We start from the raw sequence: 22,283 nt of genomic DNA on the forward strand, positions 1-22,283 counted from the left end.
GACGTACCCGGTATCGGCGTCCGTATGCGCGGCGCGGCGGACCGGACGGTGAAGCCGGTCAACCCAGATGGAGCTGTGTCGAAGCCTTCTTCTGGGCGTTGCGAATGGACTTGTGGGCGGACTTCTGCGCGTCGTGGACGGCCTTGTGCGCGCGCCAGCCGAGGCTCGGCGACCCGGCGGTGTCGGCGGCGGCCAGCAGCAGCCCGGCCAGCAGGCCGAGGTTCTTGGCGAAGTGGACCAGCTCGTCGTTGCGGGCCGCCGGGTTCTCGACCTTCCAGAACGGGTGGCCCACGATCGTGGCGGGGATGAGCGTCCCGGCCAGCAACGCGGCGGCGGGGCGGGGCGCGGTGCCGGTGGCCAGCATGGCGCCGGCGATCACCTGCACGCCCGCGTTCACCCGGACCAGCGTCTTCGGCTCGGTGGGCAGCCGCGAGTCGACCGCCTCCAGCAGCGGCGCGACCTGCTCCGCGAGGGGCTCGGCCTCGGCCGCGTACCGGTCGGGTTTCATCAGCGCCTTGGCCCCGGCGGCGACGAACAGCCCGCCGAGCAGGGCGCGAGCGACCCCTCGTACTGGTCTCATACCACCATTATCAAGGACGTTCCCCCATGCAAAGGACGAAATCCAAACCCGTCAGCTCGCTGTCGTAGAAGTAGTGGTAGCGGTAGCCCGCCACGCCGGCGCACTCGCCGGTGTCGTTGGTCGCGTCGAACCGGGCCAGCACCTCCAGCACGCCCGGCGCGCACTCGGTCAGCACCAGGTCGGGGTCCTCCTCGGTGCCGTGGTTGGCCACGCAGTCGCCGGGCTGCGCGAAGCGCGCCGTGCGCGGCGGGCCGGAAGGCGACGCCGTGGTCACCGGGATCGGCGCGGCCTGTTCGGCGAACGGGTTGGGGACCAGCTTCAGGGCGATGAGCACGCCCGTGAAGATCACTAGTGAGGCGGCGAGCAGGCCGATGCCGATGACGGCGGGTCCGCGCCCGCCCATCCGAGGCCGGGGTGGGGCCTGCACGATGGGCAGCAGCTCGGTCATCTGCTCCATGGGGTCGTTCGGGTGGCGGTCGGGCGTGTGCAAAACCGTGCTCCGCGGGGACGAGATCGGGGTGCCAGCCAAGGTACCGTGCGCGCCATGTCGCTCGACTCCTCCGTCACGATGTTGTCACCCGCCGTGGGTGCCGTCTTCGGCGCGCTGACCCCGCTGGTGGCGTACCGCATGTCCGTGCCGTGGGGGGAGCCCGCCCGCGCCGGCTGCGCGGCCTGCGAGGCTCCGCTGCCCGCCGGGCCCTCCGGCTGGCTGAGGCTGTCCGCCCGCTGCGCCTCCTGCCGGGTGCGCTTCGGGCCGAGTCCATTGTGGACCGTATCAGCCGGTGCGGTGTCCGCGGGGCTCACCGCGGCCGCGCTGGCCGGGCGGGGCTGGGTGCTGGTCGCGGGCCTGCTGCTGAGCGTGGCCGGGGTGCTGCTCGCCGCGATCGACCTCGCGGTGCAGCGGCTGCCCGACCCCATCGTGTGGCGCCTGGCCGTGGCCGTGGCCGTGCTGCTGGCGCTCGCGGCCGTGACCGGCGGCGCCTGGCCGGCGTACGGCCGCGCCCTGGCCGGCGGCGCGGCGCTGCTGGCCGTGTTCGGGCTGATGTCGCTGCTGACCGGCGGGCAGATCGGCCTCGGCGACGCGAAGACCGCCGGGGTGCTGGGCATGCTGCTCGGCTGGTTCGGCTGGCCGGTGGTGGTGCTCGGCGGCCTGCTCGCCGTGCTGCTGAACGGCGTCGTCGCGGTGGTGCTGCTGGCGCGACGCCGGGTCGGCTGGCGGGGCTCGCTGCCGATGGGTCCGTCGTTGCTGGCCGGTGCGCTGCTCGCACTGGTCCTGGTGTTCCTCGTGCTGCCCGCCCAGGGGTGACCGGAGGTCGCCCGGCCGGGTGAGCCGCACCGACACTGTCGGTTACGCGACAGCGGGCGGCCGGGGAGGGCCGGCATGCCGGCCGCAGGCAGCTGACCTTGGCAGGGCTGCCCGATTCGCCCCCTGGAGAAGCTCTATGGCATCGGCTGAACGTGCGATCCGCGTCACGGTGGGTACGTCGCGCGCCGGTGGAGGTGCGACTCCACGATCACGTTGAGTGTTCAACTGATCGCCTCCGCGGCCCGGCTTGATCGCATCCTCACCGTGCCGTGACAACGGAGTGACGGGGTGTTGCCGACTGGGCACGCTGCCATCTGGCGGCCGCCTGGTCGTCACAAGCCGTTGGACCGGCCGCGTGGGTGCGGTTCGGCCGTCGCTGGGGGTGCTTTCGCACATGCTCAAGCTCATCACCAAGACCCAGGCCGCCTGGGCGTCCCGTGACCGTGGTGCCACCGCCGTCGAGTACGGCCTGATGGTCGCCCTGATCGCCGCCGCCATCGTGGTGCTGGTCGGCGCCTTCGGCACCGAGCTCGCCGACCTCTTCGGCGACACCTGCAACACGATCGACACCGACGGCTCGAGCGGCGTCGCGGGCTGCTGATCGCCGACTTCGGAGGAGCAGCAGCAGTGCGTACACAGGCCGACAAAGGCGCCGCGGCAGTGGAACTGGCGATGGTCCTGCCGGTGCTGCTGCTCCTCGTCTTCGGCATCATCGATTTCGGGCGGATGCTGAACGCGCAGATCTCCGTCACGGAGGCGGCGCGCGAGGGAGCCCGCGCGGCGGTCGTCGACAGCACGAGCTCGACCGCCGCCCAGGACCGCATCGACCTGATCAACAGCGACTACGAGGTGGTCGCCGCGGAGAGCACCACGTGCGCCTCGACCTCGGCACCGGGCGACAACGCGCTGGTCGTCGTCGAGTACGACTTCACCTGGGTGACGCCGATGGGCGCGCTCGCCGCGTTCTTCGGCGGCGGCCCGTTCGGCACGGTCACCATCGAGGGCAAGGGAGTCATGCCGTGCCGCGCATGAAGCTCGCCGGATCCCGCCGCGACGCCGGCGGCGCCTCCGTGATCGTCGGCATCCTGCTGGCTGGCGGGGTGCTGCTGGGCATGACGGCGATCGTCGTCGACATCGGGCAGCTCTACGCCGAGCGCGAGGAGCTGCAGTCCGGCGCCGACGCCGCCGCGATGGCCATCGCGCTGGACTGCGGCCTCGGCCGTGGCACCGAATGCGCGGCCGCGCAGGACACGGCCGCCGTGTATGCCAAGGGCAACGCCAGTGACGGTGCCGCTTCGGTGCTGCACGTCTGCGGCACGGACGCCACCCTGGCGGCCCCCTGCACGTACACCCCCCGCAGCAACCTCACCGACTGCATCGGCACCGTCGACTCGGCGGCCGCTTACAAGTACGTCGAGGTGCACACGCGGACCCAGCTGCCCGACGGCGGCTTCGTCCTCCCGCCCACCTTCGCCCAGGCACTCGCCGGCGGCGGGCCCGACGCCACCATCGGCGCGTGCGCCCGGGTCGGCTGGGGCGCGCCGAGCACCGGCCTGGCGCTGACCTTCTGCCTGGACGAGTGGAACACCGCGACCGGAAACGGGGCGCGGTTGGCCCCCGCTCCGCCGGAGGTTCCGGACGTCTCCTTCGAGGTCGTGCTCACCACCCGTACTCCGGGTGGTGGCGGTCCCGGTGGTGGCGGCGGCCCTGGTGGCGGTGGCGGCCCTGGTGGTGGCGGCGGTCCCGGTGGTGGCGGCGGCCCTGGTGGCGGTGGCGGTCCCGGTGGCGGTGGCGGTCCCGGCGGTGGCGGCGGCCCCGGTGGCGGAGCGACCGAGCCATGTGAGGTCAACGGGTCCGGCGCCGACCTGCCGGGCGGCTTCGGGTGGACCGACATCGTCCCCGGATCGGCGTGCCTGACCCAGTTCTTCGAGGTCGTGCTGTACAGCGTGGAGCCCGGCGCGAACGTCGAGTCGGAGTGCGAGGCCGCACTGCTGGACCTCGTCGAGTCGGGCGAGCCCATCGCGGTGCCGATCTACGACCCGGACAGCCCCACCGGCGGTGGCACCGGCGGCACCTACGAGCTTGAGGGCTTCGCCGCCTTCGTCCTCACCGGCTGGGCCAACCTGCCGCTCGGCGCGGGCGAGAACGACCACGACTCCGAGCTGTCCGATCGCGAGGCGGACCCGCTCTGCCGTGCCGCGGTCAGCGGCCCGTCGTCCGGCGGCCAGTGCATCTTCGGCTACTTCACCCATGCCCTCGTATCAGGCGGCGACTTCGGTACGACGCCGAGCTTCGGCGCGACCCTCGTCAAGACCATCGGCTGACTCCCGTACCAGAAGGAACCTCTCATGACCCGGCGCATTCTCGGCGTGGTGCTCGCCATCGTCCTGGCCGTGCTCGGCACGGCGGCGGTGCTGCTCTACGTGAACCAGACCCGTAACTCGGTGGCCGAGGGACAGACCGCGGTGACCGTGCTCGTCGCCAAGGCCCGCATCCCGGCCGGCACCAGCGGCACCTCGCTGCGGGCCCGGCAGCTGTTCGAGCCGGTGGTGATGCCGGCGGCGGCGCTGCCGGCGGACAGCCTCACCGACGTCCCGGCCGAGCTCGACGAGCTGGTGCTCACGCACGACGTCCAGCCGCGGCAACTGCTGCTCAAGGGCATGTTCGGCGCCGCGACCAAGCTGTCCGGCGGGGTTGCCGTGCCGGAGAAGATGATGGCCGTCAGCGTGAAGACGGCCGTCGAGGAGGAGGTCGGCGGGTTCGTCCGGCCGGGCTCCCAGATCGCGGTCTTCACGACGCTGAAGAGCCAGACCGCCGGAGCGCAGGGGTCGGTGACCAAGCTGCTGCTGCCGCGGGTCGAGGTCCTCGCCGTCGGCGCGTACGGGCAGGACGGTGTGACCTCGGCCCAGCGGGAGACCGCCGAGGCCAAGGGCGGCACGGTCACGCTGCTGGTGACCCTCGCGGTCACCCAGGCCGACGCGGAGCGCCTGGTGCACGCGGTCCGCACCGGACGGCTCTACCTCGCGCTGCTCACCGACTCCTCCGAGGTGCGGCCGGGCACCGGCGTGGACGACCGGGCGCTGCTGCGCTGAAACCGCGATGACGATCATTTATGAGAGCGAGCACCGCCTCGCCCGGCACCTGAGCACCCTGCTGGGCGAGGCGGTGGTGGTGCCCACCGCGGAGGCACTGGTCGAGCAGATCAACGCGGACCGCGACGAGCAGCTTGTCGTCTTCGGGCCGAACGTGCCGCTGCACGACGCGCTCGTCTTCGCCGAGCAGTGCCGCCTGCGCCGCCCTCACCTCGGGGTGCTGCTGCTGAGGTCCGACCTCGATGTCAACGTACTGGCCGACGCGCTGAAAGCGGGTGTACGAGAAGTGGTCGACCCATCGGATCATGCGGCGGTGCTGGCGGCCGCCGGGCGCTCCCACGACCTGTCCCGGCAGCTGCTCGGCGCGGCGAACAGCCGCGCCACCGGCCGTGCCGCCGTGCCGTCCGCGCCGGTCTCCGCCGCGCCGGACGACCTGGTGGAGGGCCAGGTGATCACCGTGTTCGCCGCGAAGGGCGGCTGCGGCAAGAGCACCATCGCCACCAACCTGGCGATCACGCTCGCCCAGGGCGACAAGGCGAGCGGCCGGCGCCGGGTCTGCCTGATCGATCTGGACCTCGCCTTCGGCGACGTCGCGATCATGATGCAGCTGGCGCCGCACCGGACCATCGCCGACGCGATCCCGGTCGCCGACCGCCTCGACGAGACCGGCCTGCGCACCCTGTTCACCAGGTACGAGTCCGGCGGCGCGGCCGTGGACGTGCTGCTGGCCCCGGTGCAGCCCGCCATCGCCGAGGAGGTGACGCGCGACCTCATCACCGAGATCATCCACATGGCCCGGGGCATGTACGACTTCGTCGTCATCGACACCGCGAGCGCGTTCACCGAGCAGATGCTGGCGGCACTCGACGCCACCCACCACTACGTGCTGGTCGGCACGCCGGAGCTGCCGTCGCTGAAGAACCTGCGGGTGACGCTGGACATGTTCGAGCTGCTCGACTACCGGCGCGAGGCCCGCACGATCGTGCTGAACCGGGCCGACTCCAAGGTCGGGCTCTCCATGACCGAGGTCGAGAAGGTGATCCGGGTCCCCATCGCCGGGTTCATCCCGAGCAGCCGGGACGTGCCCATCTCGGCGAACCGCGGCCAGCCGCTGTGCGCCGCACAGCCGCAGCACCCGGTCAGTTCGGCCATCCGCGACCTGGCCGTCAAGCGGTTCCTCGGCACCGCCACCCCCGCAAAGCGCGGGATCTTCGCGCGGAAGAAGGGCTAGACCCATGTCTCTGCAGGACCGTCTCGGCATCCGGGCGACCGCCGCCCCCCACCAGGGTGTGCTCAGCGAGCGCATCGCGAGCGTCAACGAGGCTTCCGGCGCCGGCAACCACGCCGCGCCCGTCTCGGCGGTGCCGGTCAGCGCCATCCAGTTCGGCCGGCGCAACACGCGCCGGGCGTACGACCCGCTGGCCCAGGTGCGCAAGCGTGCCCACCAGGCCCTGCTGGACCTGCTCGGGCCGCAGCTCTACGACACCGTCGCCAACGACGAGGAGCTGGAGCGGCGGGTCCGCGACGCGCTGCCCGAGGTGCTGGCGAAGGAGGAGGCCAACCTCACCGCGGGCGACCGCGCGACGGCGTACCGGCAGATCCTCGACGAGATCCTGGGGCACGGGCCGATCGAGCCGCTGCTGCGCGACCCGGAGATCACCGAGATCATGGTCAACGCGTGGGACCGGATCTACGTCGAGCGGTTCGGGCACATCCACGCCGTGGACGCGGCGTTCATGGACGAGACGCACCTGCGCCGCGTCATCGACAAGATCGTCTCTCGGATCGGCCGGCGGGTCGACGAGTCGTCGCCGATGGTGGACGCGCGCCTGCCCGACGGCAGCCGGGTCAACGCCGTGGTGCCGCCGATCGCGCTGGACGGCGCCGCGCTGACGATCCGCAAGTTCGCCGCCGACCCGTACACGGTCGAGGATCTGATCACGTTCGGCACCATGACCGAGCGCGTCGCCGACCTGCTGCGCGCCTGCGTGCAGGGCCGCCTGGACATCCTCATCTCCGGCGGCACCGGCACCGGCAAGACCACGCTGCTCAACGTCGTCTCCTCGTTCCTGCCCTCCGACGAGCGCATCATCACCATCGAGGACTCCGCCGAGCTCCGGCTGGCCCAGGAGCACGTGCTGCGGCTGGAGTACCGGCCGCCGAACGTCGAGGGCCGCGGCGAGGTGACCATCCGCGACCTGGTCCGCAACGCGCTGCGCATGCGCCCCGACCGCATCGTCGTCGGCGAGGTCCGCGACGGTGCGGCGCTCGACATGCTCCAGGCGATGAACACCGGCCACGACGGTTCGCTGACCACGGTGCACGCCAACTCCCCGCGCGACTCGGCGGCCCGGCTGGAGACGATGGTGCTGATGGCCGGCATGGACCTGCCGGTCCGGGCCATCCGCGAGCAGATCGCCAGCGCGGTCGACATCGTCGTCCAGCTCGCCCGCCTGCGGGACGGCACGCGCCGCATCACCCACATCACCGAGGTCACCGGGATGGAGGGCGACGTCATCACCATGCAGGACCTGTTCACCTTCGACTTCCGGGCCGGGCAGGACCAGTACGGCCGCCACCAGGGCGCGCTGACCAGCACCGGGCTGCGCCCGCGCTTCCTCGACCAGCTCGCCGACCACGGCATCACGGTGTCGCCCGAGCTGTTCGGCAGGGGGTTCTGATGCGCCGCCACGTGCCGGCCGCCGTGGCGGCCGCCCTGCTCACGGCCGCCCTGGCGGGCCCCGCCGCCGCGGCCGAGCCGTCGTTGAGCGTGTCCGGCCTGCGGCAGGAACCCGGCCTGGTCGAGTTCTACGTGACCGCCGAGGACCTCACCGCCGACGCCGCGGCGCAGCTCGCGGTCGCCGCGGACGGGCGTGACCTGCCGACGGCGGTCGAGCGGCTGTCCGCCGTGGCGAACTCGGCGCCGCGCCGTGCCGTGGTCCTGGTGCTCGACACGTCCGGCTCGATGGCCGGCGGCCCGCTGACCGCGGCCAGGACCGCCGCGCAGCGCTACGTCGAGTCCGTGCCCGCCGACGTGGAGATCGGCGTCGTGCGCGCGGGCGCCCCGGCGGCCGTCGTGGTCGCCCCGACCCGGGACCGGTCCGAGGTGACCGGGGCCGTGAACGGCCTGGCCGCCAAGGGCGAGACCGCGCTCTACGACGGGGTCGCGCTGGCCGGTGGCCTGATGGGCAAGGGGGCCTGGGGGCAGCGGCGCATTGTGGCCCTGTCCGACGGCGCCGACACCGCCTCGAAGGCGAGCCTCGCCGACGCGCGGCAGGCCGCCGGGAAGATCCCGGTCGACACGATCGCGTTCCGGACGAGCGACGGCAGCGGCGAGGAGCTGGCCGGGCTGGCGACCGGCACGGGCGGCCAGGCGTACACCGCCGCCGACGCCGCCGCGCTCAGCCGGGCCTTCACCGCCGCATCCGGCTCGTTCACGGCGCAGCTGCTGGTGCGGGTGACGGTGCCCGCGGAGCTGTCGGGCCAGCAGGTCCGGCTCGCGATCTCCGCCGGCGCCGCCCGCACCGAGGTGCCGGTGACGCTGGCCGTCGACACCGGGGCCACCGTGCCGCTCACCGGCACGCCCGGCGGGCTTCCCGGAACGACCTGGCTGCTGGTGGTGGGTGGGCTGGTCTTCGCCGGGCTGCTCGCGGCCGGGCTGCTGCTGATGTCGCCCGTGCTGTCGGCCTCCGACCGCCGCAAGCGGCTGGCGCAGGTCGACCAGTTCGTCGCGAAGCGGCGCGGACCGGCGCCGGTCGAGGGCGGGCAGGTCGCCGCGGCCGCGCTGGCCCTGTCCGAGCAGGTGGTCAGGACGACCAACGTCGAGGGGCGGCTCGCCGCCCAGCTCGACCGGGCCGGGATGCGGATGCGCCCGCACGAGTGGCTGCTGCTGCGGGCGCTGGCCTGCCTGACCCTCGGACTGCTGCTGGGCGTGGCGCTGAGCCCGCTCGCCGGCCTGCTGCTCGGGCCGGTGCTGGGCTGGCTGCTCACCTGGCTGTACCTCTACAACCGCACGACCAAGCGGGTGAACGCGTTCCGCGAGCTGCTGCCCGATGCGCTGCAGCTCATCGTCGGATCCCTGCGGTCGGGCTTCTCACTGGCGCAGGCGGTCGACGCGATGGCCCGCGAGCTGCCGGAACCGATCTCGGCCGAGTTCGGCCGGGCGCTGGGCGAGACGCGGCTCGGGATGGACCTCGAGGACGCGCTCGACCGGCTGGCGACCCGGATGCGCAGCAAGGATCTGGCCTGGACGGTCGTCGCCGTCCGCGTGCAGCGGGAGGTCGGCGGCAACCTCGCCGAGGTGCTCGCCACGACGATCGAGTCCATGCGCGAGCGCGAGACGCTCTACCGCGAGGTGCGCTCGCTGTCCGCGGAGGGCAGGCTCAGCGCCTGGGTGCTCCTGGCGATGCCGATCGGCGTCGGCGCCTTCATGGCCTTCTTCCGCACCGCGTACGTCGAGCCGCTCTACACCAAGCCCGTCGGCCTCGTCATGACCGCCGTCGCCGTGCTGCTGGTGCTCGGCGGCGGGTTCTGGATGTCGCGACTGATCAAGATCGAGGTGTGACCGATGAGTTCGCAGATGGTCCTGTACGTCGGGGTGGGCGGCGTCTTCGTGTCGATCGTGCTCGCCGTGGCCACCCTGATGTCGACCGGCTCCGGACGGTCGGGCGTGGCCAGGGCGCTGGAGACGATCGACACGGTGTACGCCCCCGGCAGCGCCGCGCTCGCCGACGAGAAGCTGGGCGACCGGCTGCGCCCGGCCGCCCGGGAGATCTCCGCCCTCGGCCGCGTGCTCACCCCGCAGGGGGCGGCCGACCGGCTGCAGCGCTGGCTGGACTACGCGGGCAACCCGGCCGCCTGGCCGCCCGCGCGGGTCATGGAGACGCAGGGTCTCGGGCTGCTGGTGGTCGCGTTCCTGGGCGGCGCGCTCGGCTTCGTGTTCGGGTTCGGGGTCCCCGCGATCGTCGCCTCGGTGGCGGCGGGCGCCGTGCTCGGCTTCTGGGCGCCGTTCCTGGTCGTGTACGACCTCGGAGAACGCCGCCAGCAGCAGCTGCGCCGCGAGCTGCCGGACGCGCTGGACCTGCTGACCCTGTCGGTCGAGGCCGGACTCGGGTTCGACGCCGCGGTGGCGCAGGTCGCCGCCGCCATGCCGGGCGCGCTGGCCCGCGAGTTCGCCCGCATGCTGCACGAGATGCAGATGGGCCAGCGCCGCGCGGAGGCGCTGCGGGCGCTGGCCGACCGGACCAAGGTGACCGAGCTGAAGACGATCGCGCTGGCGCTGGTGCAGGCCGGTGAGCTCGGCATCCCGATCGCCGGCGTGCTGCGGGAGCAGGCGCGCCAGATGCGGGTGAAGCGGCGTCAGCGGGCTGAGGAGACGGCACGGAAGCTGCCCGTGAAGATCATCTTTCCGCTGATCCTGTGCCTGTTCCCGGCCCTGTTCGTCGTCATCATCGGGCCGGGCGCCATCAACATCATGGAGTCGTTCAGCGGGCGGTGATCCTCAGATCAGGTACAACCGGGCCGCGGCCTGCAGGGCCTGGGTCCGGTTGTGCACGCCCAGCTTGTCGTAGAGCCGGGCGACGTACGTGCGCACGGTCGACTCGGTCAGCCGCATGCGCGTCGCGATCGCGGCCAGGCTGCCGCCGTCGTGCAGCTGCCGCAGGATCTGCTCCTCGCGCGGGCTCAGCGTGGTGGACCGGGTCCGCCGCCGGGCCATCGCCTCGGCCAGGTTCGGCGCCGTGAACGAGGCCGGCGCCACCGCCGCGTGCCGGACCGCCGACAGCAGCAGCTCGACCGGGGCCGTGCGCGGCAGGTACGCCGAGAGCCCGGCCTGCAGCGCCTGCAGGAGCAGGCCGTCCTCGGCGGGACCGGTCAGCACCAGGCCCAGCTGCGGACGCTGCGCGCGCAGCTCGGCCGCGAGCTGGAGGCCGCCCTGCCCCGGGATGGACGCGTCGATGGTGACCACGTCCGGATCCAGGTCGCTGATCAGGCCGAGGGTCTCCTCGCCGGTCGAGGCCTGGCCGACCAGGTCGATGTCAGGATGGGACGCACATGCGGCGCTGTACCCGAGGCGCACCAGCGTGACGGGGTCGACCGCGACAAGCTTGACCGACAAGGGGGACTCCTCCGACGCTGCGGACACTCTCGTCCTACACAGCGCCGCGGCCCCGCCCGGTGTCACTGTCACGTCACCGAAGTCAGCCGTTCGGGTCCCCCGATGCCGTCAGATGAGGCGTAACTGCTGGTCACGGGGCCGGCGGGGAGACTGGTCGCCGAGCTGCTCCAGCAGCCCCGCGTCGACCGGCTGCAGGAAAGGCGTCGGGCGGCAGTCCCGCTCGCTGCCGTAGCGCACCCGCCGGGCGGCGTGGCTCAGGTAGAGCCGCCGCTGCGCCCGGGTGAGCCCGACGAAGAACAGCCGCCGCTCCTCGGCGACCTCCGCCTCGGTCGGCGCGGAGCCGGGCAGCCGCAGCGGCAGCAGCCCGTCCTCGCAACCGGCCAGGAAGACCACCGGGAACTCCAGGCCCTTCGCCGCGTGCAGCGTGAGCAGGGTGACCGCCTCGGCCCGCGGGTCGAGCGCGTCCACCTCCGCCCCGGTGGCCACCTCGCCCAGAAAACGCTGCAGGTCCTGGCCGCAGCGCAAAGCCAGCGGGGTGAGCAGGTCGACCGCGGCCCATACGTCGTCCGGCTCGGGCGAGCCGCCGCCCAGGGCCGGCCGCTCGATGAGCACCTTCGCGGTCAGCTTCAGCCGCGCCGCGACCGAGCCGGTCAGCCCGGTGGCCAGGCGCAGCTCGGCGAGCAGCGTGTTCACCCCGGCCCGGCCGCGCAGCCGGTCATGCGAGCGCTTCTGCACCGGCACCCCGGCCCGCGACAGCGCGTCCACGATCGCCGCGGCCTGCGCGTCGGTGCGGTAGAGCACGGCGATGTCGTTGAAGGACACCGTCGTGCCGGTCATCCCGCGTACGTCGGCGCGGGTCCGGTGGGACACGCCGCCGACCAGCTCGTCCACCTTGCGGGCGATGAACGCCGCCTCCTCGGCGGGGCTGCCCGCCGGGTAGACGCCGATCAGCGGCGCCTCCGGGTCGACCTTCGCCGGGTCCAGGCGGCGGCCGGGCACCAGCGAGCTGGGCGCGATGGCCTGCACGGCGGCGGCCAGGATCGGCGCCGACGAGCGGTAGTTGCGGGTCAGCCGCACCACCCGGGCGTCCACGAAGTCGCGGGAGAACTGCAGGAAGAAGGAGACGTCCGCGCCCCGGAACGAGTAGATCGCCTGGTCGGGGTCGCCGATCGCGCACAGGTTGCCGTCGCTGGGCACGAGCAGCCGCAGCAGCGCGTACTGGTCGGGGTCGACGTCCTGGTACTCGTCGACGAACACCCACGGCCAGCGCGAGCGCAGCTTGTCCTGCAGCGACGGCTGTGCCTTGAGCAGCGCCACCAGCCGCGGGATCAGCTCGTCCAGGGTGACGTTCGCACCGTCCGGCTCGTCCACCACCGCCAGGTCGGGCTCCTGCTCGCGCAGCAGCGACAGCGCCAGCGAGTGGAACGTGGACACCGTGACGTCCTCGGCGACCGGGCCGAGCAGGCCGCCCAGCCGGTGCCGCAGCTCCTCGGCGGCCCGCCGGGTGAACGTGATCGCCAGGCAGTCCTCGGGGTAGACGTTCATTTCGGCGCACAGGTACGCCAGGCGGTGGGTCAGGGTCCGGGTCTTGCCGGTGCCCGGACCGGCCACGATCAGCAGCGGGCCGCCCGGCGCGGACGCGGCGACCCGCTGCATCGCGTCGAGGCGGTCCAGCAGGCCGGTGCCGACCTCCTCCATCCCGGCCAGCATCGGCTCGAACGGCTCGTGCGGCGAGGGCGGGGGCGGCAGCGGCGGCGCGGAGACCGGCTGGGTACGGCGTACCGCGGGCTTGCTCGGCGCGGCCTTGGCCGGGCGGGGCCGGCGCGGCGCCGGAACAGGGGCGGGCAGGTCGAACAGGGTGTCCGCGGCGGTCTGCGGGCGCAGCTCGTCCGGCTCGAACAGCCGGATCACGCCGTACTCGCCGTCGTAGCCGGGCACCCGGTGGACCCGGCCGGCGCGCAGCCGGCGCAGCGCCTCGCCGACCAGCTCGCCGCCGGCCACGGTCACCTCGTCCAGCGGCACGTCCATGAGGATGTCCAGCTCCGAACCCAGGGCCGCGACCAGGGTGTTCACCTTGCCCTCGACGGTGCGGGTCTTCGGCCCGACGCCCTCCAGCTCACCGATGATCTCCGCGAGCTGCACCAGGTGGGTGACCGGCCGGGCGTTCGGCGCGGGCGCGCCCTCGGGCCGGTCGGCCAGCGCCTCCACCCGCGCGAGCACGCCGATGGTCAGCGGCCGGTGGCACACCGGGCAGACGCCGCCGGTCGCGCGCGACTGCGCCGGGGTCCAGTTCACGCCGCAGTCGCGGTGCCCGTCGCCGTGGTACTTGCCCTCCTCCGGGAAGAACTCCAGCGTCCCGGCGAGGCCCGGCGCACCGGCCAGCGCGGCCTTCAGCGCGAAGTAGTCCAGGGCGCAGTCGAACCGGGTCGCCTCCCGGGCCAGGGCCTGCGGCGAGTGCGCGTCGGAGTTCGAGACCAGGGTGTACGCGTCCAGGCTGGACACCCGGTGGTTCATCGCCGGGTCGCTGGACAGGCCGGTCTCCACCGCGGTGATGTGCCCGGCCAGGTCGGCGTAGCAGTCGGCGATCGCGTCGAAGCCCGACTTGCTGCCCAGCGCGGAGAACCACGGCGTCCAGATGTGCGCGGGCACCAGGTACGCGTCCGGGCTGGCCTCCAGCGTGATCTCCAGCAGGTCGCGCGAGTCCAGGCCGAGGATCGGGCGGCCGTCACTGGCCAGGTTGCCGACCCGGCCCAGCCGCTCGCGGAAGCGCTGCGCGGCGTCCAGGTCCGGCAGGTAGATCAGGTGGTGGACCTTGCGGGTGCGGTCGCCCCGCTTGTAGATCGTGGAGATCTCCGCGCTGAGCATGAACCGGGCGGGCTCCCCCGCCGCCAGCCGTGCGGGCAGCCGCTGCGCCACCTCGCGCTCGGCCTCCGGGGACAGCCGGTAGAGGCCCGGCTCGGCCTCGCGGAGCTGCTCGCGCAGGTGCTCGTACCAGGCGGGATGGGTCACGTCGCCGGTGCCGAGCAGTGCCACGCCCTTGCGCCGCGCCCACCACGCCAGCGTGGGCAGTTCGAGGTCCTTGCTGCACGCACGCGAGTACCGCGAGTGGATATGCAGATCAGCAGTCCAGACGGGGGGCACGTCGCATCCTGACACGCGCGACGGGTCCAGCGGGAACCGCCACGCGCGTCAGTGAGAGTTGTTACCTACCTCGCGCGCAGTTCGACCAATGTGATATCCGGCGGGGCGCCGACACGCACCGGCGGGCCCCAGAAGCCGGCGCCGTTGGTGACGTACACCTGCGTGCCGTCCACCTCGCCGAGCCCGGAGATCACCGGCTGCTGGAGCCCGGCGATCAGGTTGAACGGCACCATCTGCCCGCCGTGGGTGTGCCCGGACAGCTGCAGGTCCACGCCGTGCTTCGCCGCCTCGTACGCCTGGATCGGCTGGTGGGCCAGCAGCACCACCGGCTTGGCCGGGTCCCGGTCGCCGAGCGCCTTGCCGAAGTCCGGCCCGCCCTCGCCCAGGTCGCCGCCGCTGAGGTCGTTGACGCCGGCCAGGGTCAGCCCGCGGATCTCCAGCCGCTCGTTCTGCAGCGGCCGCATGCCCAGCCGGTCCACCTCGACCAGCCACTCCTCGGCGCCGGAGAAGTACTCGTGGTTGCCGGTGACGAAGTAGGCCCCGTCGCGGGAGGTCAGCTCGCGCAGCGGCGCGGCCTCGTCGCCCAGCTCGGTGACGCTGCCGTCGACCATGTCGCCGACGACGGCGATCATGTCCGCGCTCATGCCGTTGATCGAGCGCACGATGCGGCGGCTGTGCTCGACGCCGGTCAGCGGGCCGAGGTGGATGTCGCTGACCAGGGCGATCTTGTAGCCGTCCATGCTGCGGGGCAGCTTCGCCAGCGGGATCTGCACCCGCTTGAGCACCGGGTCGCCGAGCGCCGTCTTGACGCCGTACGCGGTGACGCCGGTCGCGGTCAGCCCCGCGAAGATCGCCGCACTGCGCGCCAGCAGCAGCCGCCGTGACGGGTCCACCGGCCCGTCCGCCTTCTCCCGGGCCGCGGTGGCGTCCGCTGCCGCACTCGATCCACCGACCTGCCCGGCGAGCGGGCCCTTGCCGGGCTGGCCCGCGCCCGTCCGCCCGGCCGGTCCGGTGATCTCGGCCGGAGGCGTGGTGCCCGCCAGACCCGGTTCCGCCAGGGCGGTCTCGACCCTCGTGGCGCCCGCGGTGGCGCTGCCCGCCACGAGCGGGCCGCCTGCGGCAGCCCCTCCTGCGGCGGTGCCGGCCTCGACGGCTCCGGCGGTTGCGGTCCCGGTCGCGGCCGGTGTGCCCGTGCTCGTGGCGGCACGATCGGGCGCGGGGCGGCGGGCCCAGACGCGGTTGGCGAGCCAGCGCGGGATCTCCAGCACCAGCAGCGTGACCAGCAGGTAGAACAGCACCGCGAGCCACATGTAGCCGACCAGCGGGATGATCCACGAGGCCTTCGCCCCGACGGCGCGCGGCACGATGAACGCGGCCAGCAGCGCCACCGCCAGCGCGAGGATCGCGGCGGTGCCGATCCGGCGGCCGCGCCGGGTCGTGGTGGTGTCCTTGACCAGCCGCTTCCACAGGTACCAGTGGATCGGGCCGACGACGATCAGCACGATGCTGAAGAACATCAGCGCTTGCAGCACGGGGTTTCCTCTCACCCGCCGGCGAAGGGCGGGAGCACGTCCACGGTCGCGCCGGACGGGATCGGCGCGCGGCGGTCGTGCCACGCTAGCCCGTCAACCAGAAAGCTGGCTGAAAGCAGCACCCGGCCCAGCGCGTGCCCGTGCGCCGCGCTGAGCTCCTTGACCAGCTGGGTGAGGTCCTGCCCTGCGGGCAACCGCTCCTCCGACACCCCGGCGGCCGCTCGTGCGCCGGCGAAATAACGCACCGTGATCAATTTTCCGACACCTCGCCCGTAGATCCGCCGAGGCTATCAGTTGATAAGTTCATTTCGCTCTCGATTCGGTGTATCAAATCGACGTCTGGTGGACACGGTGGTAGGACGAGGTCGGCCCAGCCGGGCCAGCGTGTACACGCGCCTGGAGTGGGCGCTCTCGGAACTCCACTCAAGGTTAGGCGGCCTGCCCAGTCCGCTGGAGGCTCGTGCCATCTGGGACGACATCTGGCACCTGGAGGCGCATCACTCGACCGCGCTGGAGGGCAACACGCTGGTCCTACGCGAGGTCCAGGCGCTGCTCGACCAGGGCCGGGCGGTCGGCGCGAAGCAGCTGAGCGAGTACACGGAGGTGCAGGGTTACGCCGACGCCGCTCGCTGGGTGTATCAGCAGGCACTCGATCCAGACACGTGGCATGACGGCGAGCTGCTGAACCTGCGGGAGGTGCGGCACGTGCATCACATGGCCATGACGCCGGTCTGGGACGTGTCGCCACATCCGCACGCCACGGATCGGGAGGCGCCGGGCAACTTCCGGGAGCACGACATTCATCCGTTTCCCGGCGGCATGACCCCGCCGACGTGGCCACTGGTGCCGCCACAGCTGGAGCAGTGGATTCATGACGTCAATCTCAGCGCCGACGTGCTGAAGGGGGACGCCGCACCGACGGCTCCGGTGCCCGAGGTTCTGGCCCGGCTGCACAACGGGTTCGAGCGCATCCATCCCTTCCTCGACGGCAACGGCCGAACCGGCAGGCTCCTGCTCAACCTCATCCTCGTCAGGCTCGGCTATCCGCCCGTCATCATCTTCAAGCGCCAGCGCGAGGCGTACCTGGCCGCCATGCGCCGGGCGGATCTCGGCGAGTACGGCGCTCTGGGCGAACTCGTCGCCCGGGCGATGTACGACAACCTCGTCAGGTTCATCGTCCCGAACGTGGCGGGACCGGCACGCCTGGTTCCCCTGGCCTCACTGGTGGACCGGGAGTTCAGCCTGGCGGCATTGCGGCAGGCGGCACAACGCGGCCGCCTCGAGGCCGTTCAGGGACCCGACGGGACGTGGCTCAGCTCGCGCAAGGCCGTCGACGCGTACCGCGCTGGCAGGCACACTCGTCGCCGTTCGGTCTGACGTCATCCCCCGATGGCGGACATGGGGCGGGTGGGCTGCAGGAACCTCGGGTTGTCGATGCCGTGGCCCGGCATCTTCCCCCACATGGCCTCCCGCCAGCGCTGCGCGATCTCCTCGTCCTCGGCGCCGCCCCGCAGCAGCCCGCGCAGGTCGGTCTCGCCCCGCGCGAACAGGCAGTTGCGCACCTGCCCGTCGGCGGTCAGCCGGGTCCGGTCGCAGTCGCCGCAGAACGGCCGGGTCACCGACGCGATCACGCCGACCTTCGCCGGGCCGCCGTCGACCAGCCAGGTCTCGGCGGGAGCGCCGCCGCGCGCGGCCGGGTCAGGGGAGAGGTCGAACTCGGCCGCGAGCGACGAGAGGATCTCCTCCGCGGTGACCATCTTGTCGCGGCTCCACCCGTGCTGGGCGTCGAGCGGCATCTGCTCGATGAAGCGCAGCTCGTACCCGTGCTTCAGGGCGAACCGCAGCAGCGCCGGGGCCTCGTCGTCGTTCACGCCGCGCAGCAGCACCGCGTTGAGCTTGACCGGGGTCAGCCCGGCCGCGGCCGCGCCCTCCAGGCCCTCGATGACGTCGGTGAACCGGCGGCGCAGCGCGATCGCGGCGAACCGGTCCGGGTCGATGGTGTCCAGCGAGACGTTCACCCGGTCCAGGCCGGCGTCGCGCAGCGGCACGGCCAGCCGGGCCAGCCCGATGCCGTTCGTGGTGATCGACAGCTTCGGCCGGGGCGACAGGGCCGCCGAGCCCGCGACGATCCCGACGATGCCGGGGCGCAGCAGCGGCTCGCCGCCGGTGAAGCGCACCTCCTCGACGCCGAGCCGGGTCACCGCGATGGTGATCAGCCGCAGCACCTCATCGTCGGTGAGGATCTCCGCCTTCGGCAGCCAGGGCAGGCCTTCGGGGGGCATACAGTACGAACAGCGCAGGTTGCAGCGATCCGTCAGCGAGACCCGCAGATCGACGGCGCGACGGCCGTACCGGTCGATCAGCCCAGGATGCGCGGAGGTCACTCCACGAACCTACCGCGCCGGAAACGGAATGCGTGGTCCGTGGCCACCTGGCAGGATCGCGGCCGTGCTGCTGACCCTCTCGACCACGCACTCCCCCGCCACCGACCTGGGCTTCCTGCTCGTCAAGCACCCGGACCGGGTGCACACCTTCGACCTGAGCAGCGGCACGGCCACCGTGCTCTACCCGGAGGCCACCGAGCAGCGCTGCACGGCCGCGCTTCTGGTCGAGATCGACCCGCAGCGGCTCGCCGACACGCGGGCCGACGGTCAGCAGCTCAACCAGTACGTCAACGACCGCCCGTATGCCGCCTCCAGCCTGCTCGCCGCGGCGCTGAACCGGGTGTTCCGCACCGCCGCCCGCGGGGTGTCCAAGGACCGGCCGGAGCTGGCCGCCGCGGCGATCCCGCTGGAGATCAGGGTGCCGTCGCTGCGCGCCAAGGGCGGGCTGGCGCTGGCCGAGCGCCTGTTCACGCCGCTGGGCTGGACCGTGCGCGGCACCGTGCTGCCGCTGGACCCGGCGCACCCGGAGTGGGGCGACAGCCGCTACGTCGACCTGACGCTCGCGGGCGAGCTGCGCGTGGCCGACGCGCTGAACCACCTCTACGTGCTGCTGCCGGTGCTCGACGACGCCAAGCACTACTGGGTCGCGCCCGACGAGATCGAGAAGCTGCTGCGGGCCGGTGAGGGCTGGCTGGCCGGGCACCCGGAGCGCCCGCTGATCATCCGGCGCTACCTGGCGCACAGCCGGGCGCTGGCGGCGAAGGCGGACGCGGCGCTCGCCCCGCTGGAGGAGGTGCCCGCCGACGACTCCGTCGCCGAGGGGCCCGTGGTGGAGAAGACCAAGCCGCTGAACGTACGCCGCCGCGCGGCCGTGCTCGCCGCGCTGGCCGACACCGGGGCGACCCGGGTGCTGGATCTCGGCTGCGGCGGGGGTGCCCTGCTGGGCGACCTGATCCGGGAGAAGCGCTACACCGAGATCGTCGGCGCGGACGTGTCGCCGAAGGTGCTGGAGATCGCCGAGCGCCGGCTGCGGCTCAAGCGCCTGCCCGACCGCCAGCGCACCCGGATCAGGCTGATCCAGTCGGCGCTGACCTACGTCGACGAGCGGCTGCGCGGGTACGACGCCGCGGTGCTGATGGAGGTCATCGAGCACCTCGACCCGCCCCGGCTGCCCGCGCTGTGCGCCGCGGTGTTCGGCGACGCCAAGCCCGGCGCGGTCGTGGTGACCACGCCGAACGTCGAGTACAACGTCCGCTACGAGGGCCTGGCCGAGGGCGGGCACCGCCACGACGACCACCGCTTCGAGTGGACCCGCGCCGAGTTCACCGCCTGGTGCGACCAGGTCGCCGCCGAGTACGGCTACACCTACGCGCTGCGCGACGTCGGTGACGCCGACCCGGACGTCGGCCCGCCGACCCAGCTCGCCCTGTTCACGAAGACCGACCCGCAGACCGCCACCGAGGAGGTGCCCGCATGACCGAGCGTGAGGAACCGACCGCCGCCGAGCAGGCGGAGCCCACCGCCGCCGCCGAGCGGCACGGGCCGACCCCGGACCTGGCCGTGGCGGCCGCCCGGCCGACCTCCGGCAGCACCGTGGTGACCCTGCCCGAGCTGTCGCTCGTGGTGCTCGTGGGCATCTCCGGGTCGGGCAAGTCCACCTTCGCCCGGCGGCACTTCCTGCCCACCCAGGTGCTGTCCAGCGACGCCTTCCGGGGCCTGCTCGCCGACGACGAGAACGACCAGTCCGCGACGAAGGACGCCTTCGAGGTGCTGCACCTGGTCGCGGGCAAGCGGCTGGCGGCGGGGCGGCTCACCGTGGTCGACGCGACCAACGTGCAGCAGCACGCCCGCGCCGCGCTGGTCGAGGTGGCCAAGGCGCACGACGTGCTGCCGGTGGCGATCGTGGTGGACACCCCGGAGCCGATCTGCTGGGAGCGCACGCAGGCCCGGCCGGACCGCACGTTCGGCCGCGAGGTGCTGCGGCGCCAGCACCGTGACCTGCGGCACTCGCTGAGCCGGCTGGCCCGGGAGGGCTTCCGCAAGGTGTTCGTGGTCAAGGACCCCGACGCGGTCGAGCTGCGGTACGAGAAGCTGTTCAACGACCGCACCGAGCTGACCGGACCGTTCGACCTGGTCGGTGACGTGCACGGCTGCCGGGCCGAGCTGGAGCAGCTGCTCGCCGCGCTGGGCTGGGAGCTGACCCGCGACGACTCGGGACGGGCGGTGGACGCGAGCCACCCCGCGGGGCGCACCGCGGTGTTCGTCGGCGACCTGGTGGACCGCGGTCCGGACTCCCCCGGCGTGCTGCGCCTGGTGATGAACATGATCGCGGGCGGCCGGGCGCTGTGCGTGTCCGGCAACCACGAGCACAAGCTGCTGCGCCATCTGCGCGGGCGGCAGGTCAAGCTCACCCACGGCCTGGCCGAGACCGTGGCGCAGCTCGAAACCGACCCGGTCGACGGCCTGGCGCCGTTCCTGGACGGGCTGATCAGCCACTACGTGCTGGACGGCGGCCGGCTGGTCGTCGCGCACGCGGGCCTCAAGGAGGCCTACCACGGGCGTGCCTCGGGCCGGGTGCGCTCCTTCGCGATGTACGGCGACACCACGGGCGAGACCGACGAGTTCGGCCTGCCCGTGCGCTACCCGTGGGCGCAGGAGTACCGGGGGCGCGCGATGGTCGTCTACGGGCACACGCCCACCGTCGTGCCGGAGTGGGTCAACAACACCATCTGCCTGGACACCGGCTGCGTGTTCGGCGGCAAGCTCACCGCGCTGCGCTACCCCGAGCGCGAGCTGGTCGAGGTCGCCGCGGCCGCGCAGTACTACGCGCCCGCCCGGCCGCTGCAGGCCGCACCGGCGCCCGACCGCGCGGCGGGTGCGCTGCGCCTGTCCGAGGTCACCGGGCGGCGGCATGTGCAGACGCCGTACGGCACCGTCACCGTGCCCGCCGAGCACTCCGCGGCGGCACTGGAGGTGATGAGCCGGTTCGCGGTGGACCCGCGCTGGCTGCTGTGGCTGCCGCCGACCATGGCGCCGTCGTCGACGTCCGCCGTGGACGGCTTCCTGGAGCACCCCGCCGAGGCGCTGGCCGACCTGCGCGCCGCCGGGGTGGACCGGGTGGTCTGCGAGGAGAAGCACATGGGCTCCCGCGCGGTGGTGCTGGTCTGCAAGGACGCGGCGGTCGCCGCCAAGCGCTTCGTCGACGACGGCGCCACCGGCGTGATCTACACGCGTACCGGGCGGCCGTTCTTCGCGCCGGAACGCACCGAGCAGCTGCTGGCGAAGGTGCGCGAAGCGGTCGACGCGGCCGGGCTGTGGGAGGAGCTGGGCACCGACTGGCTGCTGCTCGACTGCGAGCTGCTGCCCTGGTCGGCCAAGGCGCAGACGCTCATCCACCAGTACGCCGCCGTCGGCACGGCCGGCCGCGCCGCGCTGCCCGCCGCGCTCGACGTGCTCGACGCGGCCGCCGCCCGCGGGCTGGATGTCGTGGCACAGCGCGACCGGCTGGCCGGATCCCTGCGCGACGTGCACGCCTTCACCGACGCCTACCGCCGGTACGTCGCCCCGACCGACGGGATCGCCGGCATCACGCTGGCGCCGTTCGCGGTGCTGGCGGCCGAGGGGAGGTCGTTCACCGACGCCGACCACGGCTGGCACCTGTCCGTCGCGGACCGGCTGGTCGCGGCCGATCCGGTGACCTTCACCCCGACCCGCCGCCTGGTCCTCGACCTGACCGCCGACGCCTTCGACGCCGCGGTCGCGCAGGCGACGGACTGGTGGCTCGCGCTCACCGGCTCCGGCGGCGAGGGCATGGTCGTGAAGCCGTACGCGGGCCTGTCCGTACGCGGCGCGAAGGGCCTGGTGCAGCCCGGCGTGAAGTGCCGGGGCCGGGAGTACCTGCGCATCATCTACGGCCCCTCCTACACCGAGCCGGACCAGCTCGCCCGGCTGCGCCAGCGCAGGCTCGGCCGCAAGCGCGCCCTGGCCCTGCGCGAGCACGGCCTCGGTCTGGCCGCCCTGGACACCGTCGGCCGCGACGGCCCGCTCTGGCGCGTCCACGAACTCGTCTTCGCCATCCTCGCCAGCGAGTCCGAACCCACCGACCCCCGCCTCTAGGAGTCCTTGGCTGCAGT

19 protein-coding genes are annotated in these 22,283 nt (G+C 73.1%); 12 read left to right on the forward strand and 7 right to left on the reverse strand.

Annotated features, from left to right (window positions below):
* Positions 1 to 58: 58 nt before the first annotated feature.
* Together AB0J67_RS10970 and AB0J67_RS10975 are read right to left on the reverse strand one after the other, a co-directional pair.
* A complete protein-coding gene (locus AB0J67_RS10970; RefSeq protein WP_363479506.1) occupies positions 59 to 580 on the reverse strand; it encodes a DoxX family membrane protein in 522 nt (173 codons plus the stop codon).
* Positions 581 to 590: 10 nt separating this feature from the next.
* A complete protein-coding gene (locus AB0J67_RS10975) occupies positions 591 to 1,070 on the reverse strand; it encodes a hypothetical protein (protein WP_363479509.1) in 480 nt (159 codons plus the stop codon).
* Between the two features lie 54 nt (positions 1,071 to 1,124).
* Here AB0J67_RS10975 and AB0J67_RS10980 point away from each other — a divergent pair, with 54 nt between their 5' ends.
* The 9 genes from AB0J67_RS10980 to AB0J67_RS11020 all read left to right on the forward strand — a co-directional run bounded on the left by AB0J67_RS10980 (position 1,125) and on the right by AB0J67_RS11020 (position 10,475).
* On the forward strand, positions 1,125 to 1,886 hold the full coding sequence (locus tag AB0J67_RS10980; RefSeq protein ID WP_363479512.1) for a prepilin peptidase: 762 nt from the start codon (positions 1,125 to 1,127) through the stop codon (positions 1,884 to 1,886).
* A 394-nt stretch (positions 1,887 to 2,280) separates the two neighbouring features.
* Positions 2,281 to 2,487 (forward strand): Flp family type IVb pilin, encoded by a 207-nt coding sequence (locus AB0J67_RS10985; protein WP_363479515.1) that lies wholly within the window; start codon positions 2,281 to 2,283, stop codon positions 2,485 to 2,487.
* Positions 2,488 to 2,513: 26 nt separating this feature from the next.
* Positions 2,514 to 2,918, forward strand: a complete 405-nt coding sequence (locus AB0J67_RS10990; protein WP_363479518.1) for a TadE/TadG family type IV pilus assembly protein — start codon at positions 2,514 to 2,516, stop codon at positions 2,916 to 2,918.
* On the forward strand, positions 2,915 to 4,210 hold the full coding sequence (locus AB0J67_RS10995; protein ID WP_363479594.1) for a pilus assembly protein TadG-related protein: 1,296 nt from the start codon (positions 2,915 to 2,917) through the stop codon (positions 4,208 to 4,210). Before AB0J67_RS10990 ends, AB0J67_RS10995 begins: the two co-directional genes overlap by 4 nt.
* Positions 4,211 to 4,234: 24 nt before the next feature.
* Positions 4,235 to 4,978 (forward strand): Flp pilus assembly protein CpaB, encoded by a 744-nt coding sequence (gene cpaB, locus AB0J67_RS11000; RefSeq protein WP_363479521.1) that lies wholly within the window; start codon positions 4,235 to 4,237, stop codon positions 4,976 to 4,978.
* Between the two features lie 7 nt (positions 4,979 to 4,985).
* Positions 4,986 to 6,209 (forward strand): P-loop NTPase, encoded by a 1,224-nt coding sequence (locus tag AB0J67_RS11005; RefSeq protein WP_363479524.1) that lies wholly within the window; start codon positions 4,986 to 4,988, stop codon positions 6,207 to 6,209.
* Positions 6,210 to 6,213: 4 nt separating this feature from the next.
* The gene (locus AB0J67_RS11010; protein WP_363479527.1) at positions 6,214 to 7,659 is read left to right on the forward strand and encodes a CpaF family protein; all 1,446 of its coding nucleotides are present in this window, start codon (positions 6,214 to 6,216) and stop codon (positions 7,657 to 7,659) included.
* Positions 7,659 to 9,542, forward strand: a complete 1,884-nt coding sequence (locus AB0J67_RS11015) for a type II secretion system F family protein (protein WP_363479530.1) — start codon at positions 7,659 to 7,661, stop codon at positions 9,540 to 9,542. Before AB0J67_RS11010 ends, AB0J67_RS11015 begins: the two co-directional genes overlap by 1 nt.
* A 3-nt stretch (positions 9,543 to 9,545) precedes the next feature.
* A complete protein-coding gene (locus AB0J67_RS11020) occupies positions 9,546 to 10,475 on the forward strand; it encodes a type II secretion system F family protein (protein WP_363479533.1) in 930 nt (309 codons plus the stop codon).
* A gap of 3 nt (positions 10,476 to 10,478) precedes the next feature.
* Here AB0J67_RS11020 and AB0J67_RS11025 read toward each other — a convergent pair whose 3' ends face one another.
* From AB0J67_RS11025 to AB0J67_RS11040, 4 genes are all read right to left on the reverse strand, one after another.
* Entirely contained in the window at positions 10,479 to 11,093 is a 615-nt protein-coding gene (locus AB0J67_RS11025; protein ID WP_363479536.1) for a response regulator transcription factor, read from the reverse strand.
* Positions 11,094 to 11,201: 108 nt separating this feature from the next.
* Positions 11,202 to 14,234, reverse strand: a complete 3,033-nt coding sequence (locus AB0J67_RS11030) for a UvrD-helicase domain-containing protein (RefSeq protein ID WP_363479539.1) — start codon at positions 14,232 to 14,234, stop codon at positions 11,202 to 11,204.
* Between the two features lie 65 nt (positions 14,235 to 14,299).
* Positions 14,300 to 15,766, reverse strand: coding sequence for a metallophosphoesterase (locus AB0J67_RS11035; protein WP_363479542.1), 1,467 nt, complete (start codon positions 15,764 to 15,766; stop codon positions 14,300 to 14,302).
* 11 nt (positions 15,767 to 15,777) lie between these two features.
* Entirely contained in the window at positions 15,778 to 16,020 is a 243-nt protein-coding gene (locus AB0J67_RS11040) for a MoaD/ThiS family protein (protein WP_363479545.1), read from the reverse strand.
* Positions 16,021 to 16,150: 130 nt separating this feature from the next.
* On the opposite strand from AB0J67_RS11040, the gene AB0J67_RS11045 reads away from it, so the two are divergent.
* The gene (locus tag AB0J67_RS11045) at positions 16,151 to 17,143 is read left to right on the forward strand and encodes a Fic family protein (protein ID WP_363479548.1); all 993 of its coding nucleotides are present in this window, start codon (positions 16,151 to 16,153) and stop codon (positions 17,141 to 17,143) included.
* 2 nt (positions 17,144 to 17,145) lie between these two features.
* On the opposite strand, the gene moaA is transcribed toward AB0J67_RS11045, so the two are convergent.
* Positions 17,146 to 18,150, reverse strand: coding sequence for a GTP 3',8-cyclase MoaA (moaA, locus tag AB0J67_RS11050; protein ID WP_363479551.1), 1,005 nt, complete (start codon positions 18,148 to 18,150; stop codon positions 17,146 to 17,148).
* A gap of 64 nt (positions 18,151 to 18,214) precedes the next feature.
* Here moaA and AB0J67_RS11055 point away from each other — a divergent pair, with 64 nt between their 5' ends.
* Together AB0J67_RS11055 and AB0J67_RS11060 are read left to right on the forward strand one after the other, a co-directional pair.
* Positions 18,215 to 19,627, forward strand: a complete 1,413-nt coding sequence (locus AB0J67_RS11055; RefSeq protein ID WP_363479554.1) for a 3' terminal RNA ribose 2'-O-methyltransferase Hen1 — start codon at positions 18,215 to 18,217, stop codon at positions 19,625 to 19,627.
* 116 nt (positions 19,628 to 19,743) lie between these two features.
* Positions 19,744 to 22,266, forward strand: a complete 2,523-nt coding sequence (locus tag AB0J67_RS11060) for a polynucleotide kinase-phosphatase (RefSeq protein ID WP_363479597.1) — start codon at positions 19,744 to 19,746, stop codon at positions 22,264 to 22,266.
* Positions 22,267 to 22,283: the final 17 nt, after the last annotated feature.

This window comes from Catellatospora sp. NPDC049609, from assembly GCF_040675365.1.
GTDB lineage: Bacteria > Actinomycetota > Actinomycetes > Mycobacteriales > Micromonosporaceae > Catellatospora.